Annotated in this window: 14 protein-coding genes; 11 read left to right on the top strand and 3 right to left on the bottom strand. The window is 35.9% G+C overall.

Annotated elements, in window-relative coordinates; all coding sequences use genetic code 11:
• The first annotated feature begins 100 nt into the window (after positions 1 to 100).
• The 8 genes from VUJ46_RS08270 (at position 101) to VUJ46_RS08240 (ending at position 8,305) form a co-directional block, all read left to right on the top strand.
• Positions 101 to 1,870: an aminopeptidase P family protein gene (locus VUJ46_RS08270; RefSeq protein WP_326984515.1), complete on the top strand. Its 1,770-nt coding sequence runs from the start codon at positions 101 to 103 to the stop codon at positions 1,868 to 1,870.
• 326 nt (positions 1,871 to 2,196) lie between these two features.
• A complete protein-coding gene (locus VUJ46_RS08265) occupies positions 2,197 to 2,763 on the top strand; it encodes a Crp/Fnr family transcriptional regulator (RefSeq protein ID WP_326984514.1) in 567 nt (188 codons plus the stop codon).
• Between the two features lie 53 nt (positions 2,764 to 2,816).
• Entirely contained in the window at positions 2,817 to 3,842 is a 1,026-nt protein-coding gene (locus VUJ46_RS08260; RefSeq protein ID WP_326984513.1) for a saccharopine dehydrogenase, read from the top strand.
• Positions 3,839 to 4,417: an NAD(P)H-dependent oxidoreductase gene (locus VUJ46_RS08255; protein ID WP_326984512.1), complete on the top strand. Its 579-nt coding sequence runs from the start codon at positions 3,839 to 3,841 to the stop codon at positions 4,415 to 4,417. The genes VUJ46_RS08260 and VUJ46_RS08255 overlap by 4 nt, the downstream gene beginning before the upstream one ends.
• A 268-nt stretch (positions 4,418 to 4,685) precedes the next feature.
• On the top strand, positions 4,686 to 6,071 hold the full coding sequence (gene mnmE, locus VUJ46_RS08250; RefSeq protein WP_326984511.1) for a tRNA uridine-5-carboxymethylaminomethyl(34) synthesis GTPase MnmE: 1,386 nt from the start codon (positions 4,686 to 4,688) through the stop codon (positions 6,069 to 6,071).
• Positions 6,072 to 6,317: 246 nt separating this feature from the next.
• A complete protein-coding gene (locus VUJ46_RS22985) occupies positions 6,318 to 6,452 on the top strand; it encodes an excisionase family DNA-binding protein (protein WP_442784951.1) in 135 nt (44 codons plus the stop codon).
• Positions 6,453 to 6,773: 321 nt separating this feature from the next.
• Complete coding sequence (locus tag VUJ46_RS08245; RefSeq protein WP_326984510.1) at positions 6,774 to 7,079, top strand: helix-turn-helix domain-containing protein; 306 nt, start codon at positions 6,774 to 6,776, stop codon at positions 7,077 to 7,079.
• The gene (locus tag VUJ46_RS08240) at positions 7,076 to 8,305 is read left to right on the top strand and encodes a type II toxin-antitoxin system HipA family toxin (RefSeq protein ID WP_326984509.1); all 1,230 of its coding nucleotides are present in this window, start codon (positions 7,076 to 7,078) and stop codon (positions 8,303 to 8,305) included. Before VUJ46_RS08245 ends, VUJ46_RS08240 begins: the two co-directional genes overlap by 4 nt.
• Before the next feature lie 504 nt (positions 8,306 to 8,809).
• Here the strand turns inward: VUJ46_RS08240 and VUJ46_RS08235 are convergent.
• On the bottom strand, positions 8,810 to 9,316 hold the full coding sequence (locus tag VUJ46_RS08235) for a hypothetical protein (protein WP_326984508.1): 507 nt from the start codon (positions 9,314 to 9,316) through the stop codon (positions 8,810 to 8,812).
• An 842-nt stretch (positions 9,317 to 10,158) separates the two neighbouring features.
• Between VUJ46_RS08235 and VUJ46_RS08230 the strand changes: the two genes are divergently transcribed.
• Positions 10,159 to 14,592 (top strand): AAA domain-containing protein, encoded by a 4,434-nt coding sequence (locus VUJ46_RS08230; protein ID WP_326984507.1) that lies wholly within the window; start codon positions 10,159 to 10,161, stop codon positions 14,590 to 14,592.
• Between the two features lie 631 nt (positions 14,593 to 15,223).
• On the opposite strand, the gene VUJ46_RS08225 is transcribed toward VUJ46_RS08230, so the two are convergent.
• Together VUJ46_RS08225 and VUJ46_RS08220 are read right to left on the bottom strand one after the other, a co-directional pair.
• Positions 15,224 to 15,922, bottom strand: coding sequence for a DUF1826 domain-containing protein (locus VUJ46_RS08225; RefSeq protein ID WP_326984506.1), 699 nt, complete (start codon positions 15,920 to 15,922; stop codon positions 15,224 to 15,226).
• 144 nt (positions 15,923 to 16,066) lie between these two features.
• Positions 16,067 to 16,276, bottom strand: coding sequence for a hypothetical protein (locus VUJ46_RS08220; protein WP_326984505.1), 210 nt, complete (start codon positions 16,274 to 16,276; stop codon positions 16,067 to 16,069).
• Positions 16,277 to 16,756: 480 nt separating this feature from the next.
• Here VUJ46_RS08220 and VUJ46_RS08215 point away from each other — a divergent pair, with 480 nt between their 5' ends.
• On the top strand, positions 16,757 to 17,617 hold the full coding sequence (locus VUJ46_RS08215) for a helix-turn-helix domain-containing protein (protein ID WP_326984504.1): 861 nt from the start codon (positions 16,757 to 16,759) through the stop codon (positions 17,615 to 17,617).
• 325 nt (positions 17,618 to 17,942) lie between these two features.
• Positions 17,943 to 18,665 carry an FAD-binding oxidoreductase gene (locus tag VUJ46_RS08210; RefSeq protein ID WP_326984503.1) on the top strand — a complete coding sequence of 241 codons (723 nt, stop codon included), beginning with the start codon at positions 17,943 to 17,945 and terminating at the stop codon, positions 18,663 to 18,665.
• Positions 18,666 to 18,693 lie beyond the last annotated feature (28 nt).

Genomic DNA, 18,693 nt, shown 5'->3' with positions numbered 1-18,693 from the left:
CGCCTTAAAAACCTATTAACTATGAGTTTAAAAAACTCCTGAAATTCTCTTTCGAGCCTCAAAAAATTCGTAACTTCACCTCTTTAAAAATTATTGAAAAATGACTTCAAAGGAAAAAGTAGCTGCGCTTCGTGAAGAAATGCAGAAAAATAATGTTGATGCATTTATAGTATATTCTGCAGATCCGCACATGAGTGAATATTTGCCGCAGGAATGGCAGGAAAGAGCATGGTTGTCGGGTTTTCTGGGTTCAGCAGGTTTTGTGGTAGTTACCCAGGATAAGGCAGGACTTTGGACGGACGGAAGATATTTTACTCAGGCTCCGATTGAATTGGCTGGTTCCGGAATCGATCTTTTCAAAGACGGAATGGAAGGCACACCCAACTATATCGACTGGATTATTTCTGAAATTCCCGCTAACGGAAAAGTAGCAGTGAATGCGTTGGCAACGTCTCATGCTAACTGGGAACTGTTAACTCAGAAGTTAAACGCTAAAAATATTACGCTGGTAGATAATCCTCTTTTGAAGCAAATCTGGACAGATAGGGGAACGCCATCTAAAAATCCTATTTTCGTACATCCTTTGGAAAGAGCAGGAAAATCGGTGGTTGATAAAATTGCAGCGATCCGTCAGAAAATGGAAGAGCAGGAAGCTACGTTTCATGTCATTTCAAGTCTGGACGATGTGGCATGGACACTGAATTTAAGAGGAAGCGATGTTGAAAGCAACCCTGTATTTTTAGGATATATCATCATTACTAAAAATGATGCGATTCTGTTTACAGATCTTGAAAAACTGGAAGTTGAGGCTAGAAAACAAATGGATGAGTCTTTTGTGAAAATGATGCCTTATGAAGAATTCTACAATCATTTAAGAGAATACAGAAATCAGACGGTTTTGGTTTCTCCGAATGTGAACCAGTCTGTTTTTGAAGCATTGAAAGTTGATAATCAATTCATTAAAGCAGCGGTTCCCGGAAATCTAATGAAAGCTCAGAAAAATGAAACGGAGCTGGAAGGTTTCAGAAAAGTAATGGTGAGAGATGGCGTTGCAATGGTTAAATTCCTGTATTGGCTGACTCACAATGCCGGAAAAGAAACCATGAATGAATATTCCATCGGTGAAAAACTGAGAGGTTTCCGTGCAGAAGGTGAAAATTTTGTGGGAGAAAGCTTCGGAAGCATTGTCGGATACAAAGATAATGGTGCGATCATGCACTATTCCGCGAAAAGGGAAGGCAGCAAGGAGGTGACGAATGATGCGAGTATCCTGGTGGATTCGGGAGGTCAGTATCTTGAAGGAACAACAGATATTACAAGAACGTTGGCTTTAGGCGCTGTTTCTGATGATTTTAAAAGAAATTCAACATTGGTTTTACAGGGATTAATCCGTTTATCGATGGTGAAATTCCCTAAAGGAACAAGAGGGGTACAGCTCGATGCAATTGCAAGATTACCGCTTTGGATGGAAGGTAAAGATTATAACCACGGAACCGGTCACGGTGTGGGAAGTTTTATGAACGTTCATGAAGGGCCTCAAAATATCAGAAAAGATATGAATCCGCAGGAGCTTTTATTGGGAATGGTTTGTTCCAACGAGCCGGGTTACTATTTAGAAGGCGATTACGGAATTCGTCATGAAAATCTTATCGCTGTAAAAGAATCTGAGACAACTATTCACGGAACTTTCTATGAGTTTGAAACGTTGACGTTCTGTCCGTTCTTTAAAGATACTATCGTGAAAGAAATCCTTTCTACAGAAGAAATTTCTTGGCTAAATGCTTATCACAAAACATGTGAAGAGAAAATAGCACCATTCCTGGAAGGAGAAGTGAAAGAATGGTTCTTAGAATTGGTAAGCCCGTTATAAAAGTAAATAGTCAATGGTAAATAGTGAATTTTTCATCTGTTATTAAACGCCAATTGATTCATTAATATAAACAAAAACGTCTTGTAGGTGTATTACAGGGCGTTTTTGTTTTATACAACCGTATTTTTACGGAAACACTTTTAGTAATTATCCTGAAAGCTAAACGTAAGAATGAAGCTATCTTTGTATCAACAAAAAAGCACACTAATCACTTTCATATATACTAAGGTAAATTCAAATGCAGTAAGATCATCCCGTTCTGGGATGATTTTATTTTTTATGTATTTTTGCTGAAAATCACTACTTTTTTCACTTAATTAAAAAAAATGATTCAGCAGTTTTTTCAGAGCTTCCAGATATTTTCAGAGAATGAAATTGAAAATTTTTTACAATTATTTGAAGAGCGAAAACTGAATAAAAATGACTTTTTTGTTCGGGAAGGTGAAAAATGTAGAGAGATAGCTTTTATAAAATCCGGTATTTTCAGATCTTATTATATTGCGGAAGACGGAAAAGATATAACGTACTGTTTCAGGTTTCCAAATGATCTGATTGCTTCTTATTCTTCCTTTATTTCTGAAAAACCAAGCATGGAAAATATGCAGGCTATTTCAGATGCCGAGATCTTAATCATCAAAAAAGATAAAATTGAAGCTTTTGCTAATGAAAATCCGAATTGGATTTTATTTTTAAAAACAATTGCCGAACAGGAATATTTAGAACTGGAAAAACGATTTTTCCAACTTCAAAGAGATAATGCAGCAAAGCGTTATGAAGCTTTGCTTGAAAATCAACCTAATTATATTCAGGATATTCCGTTGCAATATCTGGCTTCGTATTTGGGAATTACACAAAGACATTTAAGCCGAATCCGAAAAGAGATTTCTTTTTAGACATTTGTCCTGCAGATTGAGATGTTGACTGAATAGTTTTGTGAAAAAATAAAATGCAGTCAAATATTTTAATTATCGGGGGAACCGGATTGGTGGGAAAAACCATCGCCCGAATTTTACATTCAAGAAATCCGGAACTAACTATTTTTATCGGTGGCAGAAAGGGTGGAAACAGTGAAAATAATTTATTTATCGATGTAACCAAAGTTTCGACCTTTAAAACCATATTGGAGAAAAATATTCACCTGATTATTCTTTCTGTGAATGATAAAGAAGATCATGTGCTTCGTTTTGCTATCGACCATACAATTGATTATTTGGATATCACAAAACCGACTCCTGATTTGATGAAATCGTATCAATTAGCGAAGAATCAATCAATAACCAGCAGAATTGTTTTCAGTTCAGGCTGGATGGGCGGAATTGTCGCAGGTTTGGTGAATACTGCTGCGTTGAAAATGAAAATTATTGATGAAGTACAGCTTTTCGTTTATTATTCTATTAAAGATAAAGCGGGCGAAAGTTCGGCTCATTTTATGGCAGAAAATGTGGCTAAACCTTTTGTGAATTACAGGAATAATCAACCCATTTCTATCAAACATTTTCTGAATGCAGAATATTATAACTTCTCTTTTGGAATTGGAAAACGACAGGTTTATAATTTTGATGTTCCTGATCTGTATATTTTAAATCAGGTTGAAAAAATTCCGACGGTCAATGTAAAAATGACCTACAGTTCAAAATGGGTAACCTGGATTTTAGGTGCTTTTCAGAAAATAAAACTGTATAATATCCTGTCTTTTAAAGAAAGAAAAATGATCTTTGCAGCCAGTGGAAATGGTGATCAGACTGTCTTTGAAATTATCATTAAAAATCAAGAGGAAACGAAGAAAATCAGTCTTCAAAGTAGAGAAGGACAAGCAGAACTGACAGCTTTATCTGCCATTTTACATGCCGAAAAACTGTTGAAAACTGATGTTGAAAATAAAGTGTATTTCAGTCACCAGCTTCATGAATCAACATCTTTATTAGAATCATTAATGGATTATCCATCCATTTTCATTCAGATTGAATCATGAAGAAAATCGCAATTATTAATGGTCATCCCAACAAAGAATCATTTAATTTTGGGATTGCAGAAGCTTATAAAAAAGGAGCTTTGGAATCAGGAGCAGAAGTGAAGGAAATTATCATCGCAGATTTGAATTTTAATCCTAATTTGCAATTTGGTTATCAAAAACGAATGGAGCTGGAACCTGATTTGGTTGAAGCATGGGAGAAAATACAATGGGCGAATCACCTGGTTTGGATTCATCCTGTTTGGTGGGGCGGACTTCCAGCGATCACAAAAGGCTTCATCGATCGGCTTTTTCTTCCGGGAATGGCTTTTAGATACCGTGAAAACTCAGTTTGGTGGGACAAACTGCTGAAAGGAAAGTCTGCTCATATTATCACAACACTGGATCAGCCGGGTTGGTATTACAGACTATTGTATGGGCGACCCAGTGTGAATCAGCTTAAAAAATCTGTTTTAGAGTTTTGTGGAATTAAGCCTGTGAAAGTGACTTTTATAGGGATTGTAAAAACTTCTGATGAAATGATGCGAAAGAAATGGCTGGAAAAGATTGGGATATTGGGAAAAAGAGCATACTAATGAATGTTTTACCGTGTAAAGTAAGCACTAAAAGTGAATTACTGACAAATCCCTTAGCCCCGATTGCAGCGGTTACCCCGGAACTGGGTTGGAGTGTTGTAGGGTTTAGGTGTTGGCAAGCTTTGGGGTGAGGAGTATGAGCGGAAAGCGGGAATCAGCTTCAAAAAATAAAAGAGGTTGTTACTGGTTTTTCTGTAATGTATACTCAAAATCGGGACAATAGATAAACGGTATGGTGCTTTGAGATTAAAATCCGTAAATTTGCGCCATGAATAACGATACCATTTGTGCGCTGGCTACGGCCAATGGAGTAGGTGCTTTAGGCATTATCAGAGTTTCGGGGGACGATGCTTTAGGCGTGGTTCAGAAATCTTTTCCGGCAAAAAATCTTGCAAAGCAGAAATCTCATACCATTCATTACGGTTATTTTGTGGATGGCGAAGAGGCGATTGATGAGGTGATGCTTTCTATTTTCCTGGCTCCGAAAAGTTTTACAACTGAAAACTCTGTGGAAATTGCTTTTCACGGTTCGCCACATATTGGAAAACGTATTCTTGAAACTTTAATTAAAAACGGAGCAAGAATGGCAAAGGCAGGAGAGTTTACCCTTCGTGCCTTCATCAACGGAAGAATTGACCTTTCTCAGGCGGAAGCGATTGCTGATGTGATTGCTTCTGAAAATGAAGCTTCGAGGAAAGTAGCTATCAATCAGCTAAAAGGAGGAATTACCAATGAAATTTCTTTTTTGAGAACAGATTTACTGAATTTTGTTTCGTTAATCGAGCTTGAACTTGATTTTGCGGAGGAAGATGTGGAGTTTGCGGACCGCTCTGCATTGGTACAGCTTCTTAATAAAATAGAGCTTAAACTTAATTCTTTAATTGAGAGTTTCCAATATGGAAATGCGATTAAAAACGGAACTGCGGTGGCCATTATCGGAAAGCCGAATGCCGGAAAATCGACTTTGCTGAATGCTTTATTAAAAGAAGAAAGAGCCATTGTGAGTAATATTGCCGGAACCACGAGAGATACTATTGAAGAGGTGCTTCATATTAAAGGTCATGCTTTCCGTTTGATCGACACGGCTGGCTTGCGTGAAACAGTGGACGAAATTGAGGCCATCGGCGTGAAAAAAGCCAAAGAGAAAGTAGAAAACGCTAATATCCTTGTGTATTTGGCGGATGCTGCCACGGCAGATTTTTCTGAAGATATTGAGATGATCCAATCTTTGTTGCGAGATGATCTAAAGTTAATTATCTGTGCAACTAAAATTGACGAAGTTTCTCCTGCAGCGTATGAGAAAGTTGAAGATATTTTCCGAAATAAAATTGCTCATGAATTTGATTTTATTAAAATTTCTGCTGTTGAAAACCAAAATATTCAGGATCTTAAAAACGAACTGTCTTCTTACGTGGAGCAGTTGAAGTCCGCTGAAAATAATGTGGTGATCACCAATCAACGTCATTTTGAAGCATTAGGGAAATCATTGGATGCCGTAAATAAAGTAAAGGAGGCTATTTCTTTTCAAATTTCTACAGAATTGTTAGCTTATGAGCTTAGAAATGCTTTGGAACATCTTGGCGAAATTTCGGGTGAGGTGACTAATGATGAAGTGTTGGGGAATATTTTTTCTAAGTTTTGTATCGGAAAGTAGCCTATCTCTATAAAACCCCATGAATACTTCGTTTAATCAATGTTTTGTAAAAATGATGAGTGATATTTAATACCATTAATTGACATTATTTTTGTTACTAATCGTCACACTACTTTGTAAAATCGTATTACTTTTTTTGAATTTTATGACACTCGGAGAAAAGAATTTAATATTGATTCAAGAAAATCAGTAAACTAAAAAATACTACTTCTGATTTTGAACTACTAAACAAAATCTTACCTCAGTATTTCAGAGGTATGTGTCCTTTTGAATTTGTGCGATTCTACTTTTAGGAAATTGATTAAACAGGACAAAATCAAAACTCTACGGTTTGGTAAGAAAGATATCATTCCAAAATCTCTGCTGGAAGAATTCCTTTAAATCTTTGTAGAATACCGTTTGTTTTCAGTTACAATAATTTTAGGCAACTATGTATTTGAATGTGCCAAATAAAAGTATGAAATCCTAAATATCCAAATTCAGTGTAAGTCGTTTATATCTAATAAAAAAAATGCTGTTTTAGATAAATGTTGTTGCTACTCCATTCAAATATATTATCACCTAGGTGAATTTGATTAATATCTAATCTACTTACTAATTAAATCTCTATTTTTATTTACAATATAAATGTCTGGAAATTACGTATATTTGTAATACAATAATATTATTTATTGCTAAATTATAACATTAAATACTACTATTATGTTATTTATTTCTTTTTCAAAAGTTCAAAAAAAACTGATTGATAATATCCGGGAAAGACGATTGCAAATGAATCTAACACAGGAAGGTCTGGCTGAAAGATCAGGTGTTCCTTTACCAACTCTGAGGAAATTTGAGCAAAAAGGCTTGATTTCCCTGGATTCATTTTTAAAATTGCTTTCAGTTGTTGGTGGATTAGAAGAAATGGTTGATGCTTTAAAACCGAAGGAACAGAGTTTTAAATCTATCGATGATGTTCTGAAATCAGAGGAAAAGCCCATTAAAAAAAGAGGACGCAGGAGATGAAAATAGCTATCAAAGAAATAAAAGTAGGATTGGATTTTGGTTCTGGAATTCAACCCGTTGGACGTTTGGCAATTCGTGATTTTATCATCTATTTTCAATATGATGAAGAATTTCTGCAGAGCAATTTAGAAATTTCACCTATAAAACTTCCTTTACAACGAGACGTGATAGAGCTTCCAAGAGATCCTTTCGAAGGTTTGGCTGGTGTTTTCAATGATAGTTTGCCCGACGGTTGGGGAAGATTGCTCTTTGATCGTATGCTTCGCTCGGAAGGGATTTCTTCATCGGATATTTCACCACTAGATCGTCTAGGATATGTTGGATTGCACGGTATGGGTGCGTTGGTTTATGAGCCGGATCAAAGTCCAGATAGTAGTAATGAGATGATTGATTTGGACGTGTTGGCTACTCAAACAGAAGACGTTTTGCGAGGTGATTCAGAAGAAGTGATCGCAGAACTTTTAGCTTTGAACGGATCCTCTGCCGGAGCACGGCCAAAAGCATTGATCGGCGTTGATGCAGAGAGAAAAAATATATCCTACGGAGCGAATTTGTTAAGCGATAATTTTGAACCTTGGATGGTGAAATTTCCAAACTCATTAGATGGAAAAGATGCGGGCGCAATAGAATACATTTACGCTTTAATGGCTGTAGATGCTGGAATTGAAATGCCTGAAGTCCATTTGTTTCCGTCACAGAAAGGGAATGGCTATTTTGCTGTAAAGCGTTTTGATAGAGAAGGAAATAAGCGTCTCCATATGCATACGGTGAGTGGACTCGTTCATAGTAATTTTAGGTTTCCGTCTCTTGATTATGAAGATTTATTATCATTGACGGGTGTTTTAACCAAAGACATTCGAGAAGTAGAAAAAATGTTTCGATTAGCAGTTTTCAATGTTATGGCGCACAATAGAGACGACCATGCTAAGAATTTTTCGTTTCTGATGAATGAATTTGGAGAATGGAAATTATCACCCGCTTACGACCTTACTTTCTCATCTGGACCAGGTGGAGAACAAAGCACTATGGTAATGGGAGAAGGACGAAATATTACCGTCAAACATCTTACTAAATTAGGAAGCGAAGCGAAGCTCTCGAAAGAATTCATTGAGAAAGTTATCCAGCAAACAACTTCTGCACTTCGTAAATGGTCAAATTTATCAGAAGATTTTGGAGTTAGTAAATCCAACAGAGAATTGATAAGTAGATTAATTAAAACATTTTAATAGAAAATTTGAGCTATACTTGTTAAATTTTAAATTATTTTCGTTCTAAAAATAGATGAAAATTAAGGTGTACAGGCGAAATGTATCAATTATCACTGTCACATTCGGGAAGTGTTAATTGTTTAATTTACAATGATTTATGAGGTTTGAGGTATGCGAAAGCAGTACAAATGTATTTTTAAATTTATTTTAAAATGTTTTAAAGTGTTGGTTTACAAGTGTTTAATTTAATGTGATTCGTGCGAAAAAGTAGAAAAAAAGATGTTGCAGCATCTTAATCGTGTTCCACTTTTGTACACCTCAATCTATGTAAATCACCATTAATAAAAACTTCTATAGATACTGTGTAGGGGAAATAGATGGTGTTTTATATTGTCTATAGATTACAATTACAATAATACAAAAAACCCTTTAAACATGTAATTTAAAGGTGTTTTCGTATATTTGCTAGTGCTTGGAAATCTATAAATTCATTTTCTTGGAAAATTTAATTAAAATCACTTTTTAGCACGCCACGCCTCCTACAAAATCAATAGAGACTACAGAATTATCCTTTTTTCTAGTGATTTTTATGGTTCCGAAATGTTCTGTTGAATCAGATTCTTCAACGGATTTTCCGATATGGGTAATTACTTCCACTTCATAATCTTTGTTGCTTACTTTTGCCTCAATTAGATTTTCATTAACAGTCTTCACATCTCTTTCATCATTGGAATGAAACAGTTGTAATGTTCCGTCAATTTTCATAACAAAAAGAGATCTACCTATTTCAGCTGGAATTCCGGCACCTTGCATCAAAATATTCTCATTATGAGAAGTTCCTTTTTTAGCATAAGAAACTAAACAACCGACATCAAATTTATTCAGAACAAGAGAATCCGGAAAAGAATCGACTGTGAGAATTTTTTGTGTGGGTGTTTTTTCGATCAGCTTCGTAGTATTTTGTTCTTTTTTACAGGAAAGTATCGTTATAAAAAAGAGTACCGGGATTAAAAGCTTTAATTTGGTCATTTATATTAATTTTAGTTCATGCAAATATAACAGGTTAATAGGAATTAGCTTTGCTCTGTATAATCAAAAGTGAAAATCTTTTTTTTAATCAACAGATTACCCCTATCAGTCTTAGGAAGAGGAATGAGATGTTTTTTTGCCCTGTGGGCACCTATTGAAATTTTGATAAAAAGAATAATTATATTAAAAAAAAGATCATTTTAAAAAATCTTATGTAATAAATTTAAATAAATTCTTTTTTTTAGCTTAAATGATTATTAATTAACTGAAAATGTGTTTATTGTGAGTTTGTGTTTTTTATATATTTGACAGTATACAAAAAACGACATTCGATGAAAAAAATAATTCCTCCTTTTTTACATCTTCCGGCTTTTCAGATACTACAACGGGAATAGGATTACCAGTATTGTAGAAAAACATGTTTTTCCGAGAAACGTTTGTCATTTGATTTCACGTATATTCATCACGTACAGACTAACACGGAGCCTAAAAGACTGATTGTAAAAATCGACAGAAAATAACTGCTGATTAATCGTCAGAATCCTGATGAAATCCCAAAATAAAGACGTCAAGAAAATCCCTAAGCGTGTTTGGGAGAGGATAAAATAATTTTCGCTACCATTTTATTAGAGAATTTTACCGAAAAGCAGAGTTTTCGATTACTCTGAAAAAATGGATAAATATCTAACAAAAGAAAGAAAAAACAGCTTAAAACAAATAATTCCCGATTCTGTTGTATCTTTACACCGTACATTGTACAAGGGATTGGATTTTTGGTTTTACCACAAATTCCCAATCCTTTTTTATTGATCATATAAGATTACTTTTTAGCATTGTCAGCCGTGTCAGAGAAAATTGCAGCATTAGATTATTTGGATGAGTTGATTTCTATTCATACCGATTCCAGCCTTAGCGTAAAAACAAAATATCCATTGCTTAGGCAGCTTTTGGAAAAGGTGTCTAAGGATTTGACAAGTCATGAAACGATCAATTTTGCCGATTTATTTTCACGTTTATCATACATCTGTACCGGATTTAAGACTTCTAGAAATATTCATGGTTTAAGAACAGCCGCCAATCAGTTGCTGCATCACCAGATCATTCCATCGGAAGAAACGTATCGGTATCACGTGGCGGTGTTTGCAAAATTTTTACAAGATACATATGGAATTGCGGTACCTGCTGACCTGCTTGAAGCGGAGAGGCCTGCCGAAACTTACCGTTCACCCTCTGAGCTGCTGTTTCCTGAAGCCCGTGTTTCTGTTGTTGAAATAAAGGAAAATATTTTGATTTGCCAACTTGATCAAAACAGCATCGCTCTGGATATGAAAATTCCGGAAGATCAACTGATTGTTGTTCAGATCAATGCTTTGGGCTTTAATGATGAATTTGCCTCCGTAGCGAATTTCTGGGTGGGTGCAACATTGTATCTGCTGAATATTATGATTGATGCTGACCAAATATTTCATCCTAAATACCTCATTCTCGAGCCTGATTATCTGGTGGATGTTTCTGCCATTTCAGAATGTCTGCAGGATTATGGTCATTCAGAATTACTGTATTTAAAGTCTAAATTTGAAAAGGTTGCTAATTCAAAACACATCCTTTTGGGAAATTTTGCCAATCTCGTTGTGGATGAACTTTTTTCCGGTGCTGAAGAAAATGTGAGTTTTAAAACAACATTTATCAAGCATTTTAAGTCGAATCCATTTGAATATACCACCTGTGAAGATATTGCCTCAGCTTCTGATTTTACGCTGTTTCAGCAGGATTGTCAGAGACATTTCAATACAATAAAACAAGTCATTCACAATGATTTTCCTGAGTTGAACATTGATATTGAAAATGCCTCTCTCGAACCCTCTTTTATCTCCGAGAAATATGGTATTCAGGGGCGATTGGATATATTGGACCGAAGAAATAAAACGGAAGCCATTTCTAAGATCATTGAACTGAAATCGGGAGGAACTGTTTTTCCGGATGATGGCAAAAGCATTAAAAATAACCATCAGTCCCAGCTCTTTTTATATTATCTTTTAATTTCTCAGGCTGAAAATATTGATATTAGCAAGCTGAATAATTTCCTTCAGGGATATATTCTTTATTCAAAAGCGGATCAGGGGAACCTTCGTGGTCAGGCACCTTATGAAAGAGGTTTTCAGCAGATTCTTGAGGTTCGCAACAGGATCATTATTCTGGAACATTTGCTGGCAGAAGATAATCTGGAAAAAACAGGTCAGATTCTCAGCATGGTAAATCCTGTGAATATCATTAATAAGGAAATTCATAAAAATTTCAGAATCAGGATAGAGCCTCAGATTCATGCTTTTTTAAATCCATACTTGCAGTCTTCGGCATTGGCTCAGAAATATTTCAGGTCGTTTGTTAATTATGTGGCGTATGAGCACTATCTGAGTAAAGTGGGAAGTAACGAAAGGGAAAAAGAAAACAGTAATAACGGACTTGCAGGCCTTTGGCTCAATAGTTTTGAGGAAAAAGATAAGAAGTTTGAAATTCTTTATGACCTGACCATTGAGGAAAATAAAATTGATGAGGAGGAGCAGATCATCAGGTTTAAAAGAACGAATCCAGGTAATAAACACGCTAATTTCCGTACAGGCGATATCTGTGTTTTGTATCCGAGAAATAAGGAAACCGATATTGTCTCTAAAAACCGGTTGTTTAAATGTACTATTCAGTCGATCACTAAAGAATATGTCACTGTCTATTTTCGATACCGACAGAGGAATAAAAGCTATTTTGAATCCTTCGGGGAAGAAGGGAAATGGGCTGTTGAAAGAGATTTTATGGAATCTTCTTTCAATTCCATGTATAAAAATCTGTATGAATTTTTAAACGCTAAAAAAATATTTGCCGATTTACTTTTATTGCAGAAGTTTCCCGCGGCGTCAAGGGATTATGGCTATAAAAATAAAGGTATTTCTTTCGAGCAGGAGCGTGTGATCAACAAAGCTCTGTCGGCAGACCATTATTTCCTGCTGAATGGCCCGCCGGGAACGGGTAAAACGTCTATCGTCATCAAAAATCTGGTGAAAGAATTGATGGAGACAGAAAAAAATGTGCTGGTACTGGCTTATACCAACCGTGCAGTGGATGAGCTTTGTGAAGCTGTGAATGCGGCTGCAGGAAGCCCGGAGCGTATCAATTTCATCCGTTTCGGATCAAGACTTTCTTCCTCACCGGAACATCATAAAAATCTGTTGTCAGAGGTAATTAATCGCCGGGAAGAGAAGCTAAAATCAGATGGAAAGAGATTATCCCGCCTTGAAATTGAAAAGCTGCTCGCCGAAAATATGATTTACATTTCCACGGTGGCTTCGATCAGTTCACGAGATCAGATCTTTAAAATAAAGGATTTTGATTATATTATTGTAGATGAAGCTTCCCAGATCTTGGAGCCCCAAATCATTGGTACACTTTCTAAAGTTCCCAAGTTTATTTTAATCGGCGATCATAAACAGCTTCCAGCCATTTCACTCCAGAACTCAGACCGTTCTCTGACGAATGATTCTGATCTTGAAAATATGGGGTTGCAGAACCGTAAGAATTCTTTGTTCGAACGTTTATTCAGGTTTTGTGAGAATCACAAGCTTCTGCATGCGATTGATTCTTTATCCTATCAGGGAAGGATGCATCAGGAGATTGCTTTATTTCCCAATTTTGCCTTTTACGGGGGGAAGCTGGTGGAAGCGTATCACACACCGAATCTTGATCCAAATGTTAAAAACGCACTTTTCCGTCAGGTAAACACCATGAATTTTACTGAAAATTCAGGCGCTTCGCTGAGAAATCTACTCGCGAATAAAAGACTGATATTCTTTAATAATAAACAGTCGGATGATCTTTATGCTAAATTTAATGAATATGAAGCTGACCTCGTTGTGAAGATCGTAAAAGAGGTTCAGGCTTTGTATCAGTCAAATCAGAAGGTGTTCAGCCCTAAAGAGTCATTGGGGATTATTGCGCCTTTCCGTAATCAGATTGCGATTATCAAACAAAAATTGGAAGAGGCAGAGATTCCGGGCTATGAAGAGATCACGGTAGATTCTGTTGAACGTTTTCAGGGAAGCCAGCGGGATATTATTATTTATTCTTTTTCAATTAATAATCCTTTCCAGCTTAATGGAATGGTAAGTTTAAACGATGAAGGAGATGTCGACCGAAAGCTGAATGTGGCCTTAACGCGATCTAAAGAGCAATTGATCCTGATTGGGAATGACAGTATTCTCTCTGCTAATATTATTTATCTGCGTTTAATAGAATATTGTAAATCAAAAGAGGGATATATTGATATTCCGGTGAAGGAAATTTTAGCGGAAGATCTTCTTGGTCTTCCAACCAACGGGAAACCTCTTGAAGAAGATGTGGAAATACAGTGGGATCATTCTTTTGATTCTGCTTTTAAAGCCTTGGTTCTCGATAAAATAATGGCTGACCGAAGAACGGAGTGGCCGGAAAAAATTCTGGGTGCCGGGAAAGATTTTACGCGTAACAATATTATTTGCTATGGTTTGGCTGATTTTGACGAAACCTTAAATCTGGATGTTCATCAGAATTTTAAGTATGGTGGTTCTCTGGATCAGCTGTTTCTCGAGTATACGCCGCAGGATAAAGTGCAGTTATACTGTTACTGGAATATGCGGAAACATTATGCGTCTTCTCAATACGTTTTCAGGACTCATTTTGATTATTTTTCAGCTGAAATAAAAAAATTGGGGAATAAAGTTGTGTTTATTGATTTTGGATGTGGTCCATTGACGGCTGCACTCGCCTTTAGTACACTTTTTAAAGATGAGGTTCAGGATAGTATTCATTACATTGGTGTGGATTCTTCAACTGCGATGCTGGAAAAGGCAATGACATTCTCCCGCTCCGAATGTTTCAGGCTGCATGATACTTTTGATTTTGTTAAAGATTTTAGCCAGATCAATAAAAAGCGTCTTGAAAACCGTTTTTCTTCTCCTTCAGTAGTTGTTTTCAACTGTTCTTATGTGCTTTCAGGACTTGATAGCAAAGCAATAGCTTCTTTGGCTGAACAGATAACCAGGTTTATGATAGAGTATTCATTCAATAAATATATGTTAGTATTTCAAAATCCGGTAAACAGGGATCAGCAAATGAGAAAACTGCTGGCTAAGATCAAACTGCTGAACAGGAGTGTATTTTCCGGAAAGGCAGGAATCTACTACAAAGACAATGATCTGGACGGATATGCTAAAAATGAACATCTGATGTACGAAGTGGTTTCTAACTGATTTGTTTTTGTAGCCCCGAATGCACGAATTTTTTTTGTTGGTTTATCGCAAAGTCCCAAAGATTATTTTAATACTTTATGTTTTTAAGTCGCAAGGATTTTATCAAAGATAAAATTGTGGAGTGTCTTTTTGCCCCGAATGCACGAATTTTTTTTTGTTGGTTTATCGCAAAGTCGCAAAGATTATTTTAATACTTTATGTTTTTAAGTCGCAAGGATTTTATCAAAGATAAAATTGTGGAGTGTCTTTTTGTCACGAATGCACGAATCTTTTTTTTTGTTGGTTTATCGCAAAGTCGCAAAGATTATTTTAATACTTTATGTTTTTAAGACGCAAAGATTTTATCAAAGATAAAATTGTGGATTGTCTTTTTGCCCCGAATGCACGAATTTTTTTTTGTTGGTTTATCGCAAAGTCGCAAAGATTATTTTAATACTTTATGTTTTTAAGACGCAGAGATTTTATCAAAGATAAAATTACGGAACGCATATGCAGCTGCTTTTTGGCAAGGATGCACGAAGGATGCTGTTTTTTAAATCTTTGACAGTTTTCATTTTTGAAATTTTAAAATCTGCGTCATCTGCAAAATCAGCGAGAGACAAAAATATAATCAACAGTCTAGTCTCCGTTTTTAACAAATAAGAAGCAGCCTGTATTCTCCGTCGTTTTCTGCGGGCGCTCTGTGTACGCACGGCAAAACTTTTTGTTCAGGATGATCTACAGCCAGTCTCCAAAGATGCCCCAATCCTAAATTGAGAGGTTTGGCACCATGGTGAGGTTCATAATGAAGATCGAAAAAATACTCTGTCAGAAAAGTCTCAAAATCTCCTTCAGAATCCTGATGCAGCTCTTTAAGCTTTTCGCGGATTTCAGGAATGAGAATTTTTTGTGTTACCTGATGATTTGGAATAATGTCACTTGCTGCACCGTAATAAGTACATAAAAAAGTATCGGTTCCGATGGGTGAGCGGTCAACATGAAATGAGTAGACATCGGTGGAAATGAAATCAAATTCATCATCTCTTTCATAATTTTTAAGCAAATTAAGGGATGGTGAAGCTCCAAAGTCACTCAATAACTGCAGATCATTTAAAATAGTTTGTCTCGCGATATCGCCTTTTTCAGATAGTGTTAATGCTAAAAGATCTTCAGCAGAAACTTCGGTAATATTGTCTTTCAGTTGAAGTTGAGAAACAATTTCTTTAAAATCTCCTTCAAGATTTCTATTCCAGCAAAGCGCATTCATTTCACCTTTAAAATGAGAAATCACAAGGTCAGAAAAAGAGGAAACGATACCGATTTGGCTGTTATCAGAAAATTGATGATCCATAAAATTGAAGGCGCACCGAATAGGGTAAACCCAATGCAAAAGTAACGAAGAAATAAACAATAAAACAATGAAACCAATCTTGAAATGTCAGATCGGTTTCGTTTTTATTGATCTACCATTCTGAATAGTACTTTTTATCTGACTTCACAGGAATTCGTTTTTTGGATTTTCAAGGGAAGGGTAATCTTCGGTCAGAGTGGTAACAATTTCCTGTGAAGTCAGATAACGCATGCCTCTTAATTCTTCCCAGAAGTCCATTCGGGGCATGATGACAGATTCTAACCGTCCGCCAAGGGTAGTATTCATATCAAAGATCAGCATATCGCCGGCACTGAATTTTTTATCCTTTACCAAACGATAAGGCGGTATATAGTCCGCAAGTTCCGGCTCCGATAATGATAACTTTTGTTTTTTAACCGGAACTCATTCCGGCATTTAAGGAAGTGTTTTTATTCATGATTTTTAGTTTAAACCTGAGCTCAATCCATAAAATATTCTATCAGATTAATAGGGACGGGCTTCAGCCCGTCTAAAAAAGATGAGACTCCTGGAGGCTTTAGCCGAAATTTATAATCAATTTGTACTAAAGCCCCCTATTTGATTTGTGATTTTATCATTGGGCTGAAGTTATGCTATTGGTGTATAGTAACTATTTCAAAATCAACATTTTAAATTATTTGTTTTAATCGAACTCAGGTTTTAAAATATTTAAAATTCAATGGTATTTCAAAGTAACGAAGAAGCGGCCGGCTATTTTGCCATATAAATCGGTAAATCATGGGCTGGGTATAAATACGTATTGCTATCTTCGTTATATTATTTTCAACTTGTTTAATGAGAAAAAGTATCCCGACTTATGATCTAAGTGATATTTCACGACACCAGTTTGTGGTGGAAAAAATAACCCTTAACAGTACCGAAGATCATTTAATTGATAAGGGAATTCATCGTGACAGTCATTATATTTTCACGATCATGGAAAGTGGCCATGTGAAAATGATGGTTGATTTTAATATCATTGAAGCACAGGATGCTGTGGTGTTCTGTGTTTTGCCGGGACAGGTGCATCAAGGGCTTTTTATGAAGGAAGTTTCGGGATGGTTTGTTGCCGTAAAGACAGATCTGGTTCCTGATCTTATTCGCCAGGTTTTTGAAGAATCATTAATGGAAATAAAACCATTGTCTTTACATAAGGATCAGGTTAAAAAAGTAGCCGTCATCGCGGAGCTACTTCGTGATGTGTATACGGATGAGATGCTTGAATCTAAGGAAGGCTTTTTTACCGCCCAGTCGTTACTCAATTCTTTTATGGGAACATTTGCGCAATGGTATTCTCATGAAAATTCCGCAGAAGTATCTTCTAAAGGCAGAATGTGGGAACTTACCAGAGATTTCAGAATACTGGTGCGCAAAAATTTTAAATCAGTGAAAAGTCCATCAGCCTACGCTGAATTTTTAAATATTTCCCGGGGTTATTTAACGGAAGCGGTACATGAAATAACCGGGAAGTCCACACAGCACTGGATTCATCAGGAAATTTTAATGGAAGCTAAAAGATTGCTGGTCTTTACCAGTCTTACTATAAAGGAAATAGCATACGAAATTGGTTACAGCGATCATACGTATTTCAGCCGTTTATTTTCTAAACTGGAAAACCTGTCACCGTCAGAATTTCGGGATAAGAATAAAAAGTAATTTAACATTACTAAGGGAAACTTTGAAATTTTTAACCACAAAAGCCACAAAAATTTTTGACACTTTAGAAGTTTAAGTTTACTTTCTTTCTGTATAAAAGAGCACCTAAGTTTCTTGAAAATCTTTGATTTTCTGTGGATGTTTAAAACGATTTGTTTTGTTTGCTTTTGTCAGCCTTTAGCGTAAAGCTTTTAAATTCCTTTTGCGGTAAAAATCAATCATAACAATTTTATAGGATTTGACATAAACCACGAATAGTCCAACTTTTACCCTGAAAAATCTATTTTCGCATATGGGTTTTACGGCTTCCTTTGCAATAAAAAATATGGCTAGTTTACCAAAATGGATTAATGATGCGGTGGAAAATGTTTTGTCATCCAAGTTCAGAGAATGCATCATTACAAAGGTTGAAAATATATCAGAAAATTTAAGGAAAATTCAGTTTAAAACAGATTTGGAAGGTATTTATTTTGAGCCGGCTTATGCCATCGGGATCCGAATTAATGAAAGGGATTTCCGTAATTACTCGCCATTTAATTTTAACGAAAAAGACGGTTGCTTTGAAGTTGTTTTTCATGTGCATAACGAAACGGCGGCGGGAAGTTCTTTCATCAGTCAGTTATCAGAAAATAATACATTGAAAATTTTGATTCCCAGAGGAAAAAAGTTTTTCAATCATGAAGCTAAAATTCATTTTTCAATTGGGGATGAAACATCGTTGGGAACTTCTCTTTCCATTAAAGAAGCAGCGGAAGAGAGCGAATCGGTTTTTGTCTGTCTCCATGAACTGGAAAATCCTGAATCATTGGAAACCCTCGGTTTATATGGGTATCACGCGGATAAAAATGATTCAATGAAAATTATTGAAGCTTTAACTGAATTTTTACAGGAAGAAAAGCAAGCCGTTCAAAACGATGAGGTGGTATTTTACCTTACAGGAAACGGACAAACCATGAATATCGTAAGGAAATTTTTAAAATTGAAAGGTGTTTCACCAAAATGTATAAAATCCCAAGCATACTGGATAGAAGGGAAAAAAGGACTGTAAAATTTAATTAAAAAGCGGCTTATTATGT

The organism is Chryseobacterium sp. MYb264, from assembly GCF_035974275.1.
Lineage (GTDB): Bacteria > Bacteroidota > Bacteroidia > Flavobacteriales > Weeksellaceae > Chryseobacterium.
This window is presented reverse-complemented; position numbering and strand designations above follow the sequence as displayed.

What these genes read in the sequence shown, in the direction of transcription:
- VUJ46_RS08270 (WP_326984515.1), top strand. Translation starts at nt 101, where the DNA reads ATGACTTCAAAGGAAAAAGTAGCTGCGCTTCGTGAAGAAATGCAGAAA.
- VUJ46_RS08265 (WP_326984514.1), top strand. Translation starts at nt 2,197, where the DNA reads ATGATTCAGCAGTTTTTTCAGAGCTTCCAGATATTTTCAGAGAATGAA.
- VUJ46_RS08260 (WP_326984513.1), top strand. Translation starts at nt 2,817, where the DNA reads ATGCAGTCAAATATTTTAATTATCGGGGGAACCGGATTGGTGGGAAAA.
- VUJ46_RS08255 (WP_326984512.1), top strand. Translation starts at nt 3,839, where the DNA reads ATGAAGAAAATCGCAATTATTAATGGTCATCCCAACAAAGAATCATTT.
- mnmE (WP_326984511.1), top strand. Translation starts at nt 4,686, where the DNA reads ATGAATAACGATACCATTTGTGCGCTGGCTACGGCCAATGGAGTAGGT.
- VUJ46_RS08245 (WP_326984510.1), top strand. Translation starts at nt 6,774, where the DNA reads ATGTTATTTATTTCTTTTTCAAAAGTTCAAAAAAAACTGATTGATAAT.
- VUJ46_RS08240 (WP_326984509.1), top strand. Translation starts at nt 7,076, where the DNA reads ATGAAAATAGCTATCAAAGAAATAAAAGTAGGATTGGATTTTGGTTCT.
- VUJ46_RS08235 (WP_326984508.1), bottom strand. Translation starts at nt 9,316, where the DNA reads ATGACCAAATTAAAGCTTTTAATCCCGGTACTCTTTTTTATAACGATA.
- VUJ46_RS08225 (WP_326984506.1), bottom strand. Translation starts at nt 15,922, where the DNA reads ATGGATCATCAATTTTCTGATAACAGCCAAATCGGTATCGTTTCCTCT.
- VUJ46_RS08215 (WP_326984504.1), top strand. Translation starts at nt 16,757, where the DNA reads ATGAGAAAAAGTATCCCGACTTATGATCTAAGTGATATTTCACGACAC.
- VUJ46_RS08210 (WP_326984503.1), top strand. Translation starts at nt 17,943, where the DNA reads ATGGCTAGTTTACCAAAATGGATTAATGATGCGGTGGAAAATGTTTTG.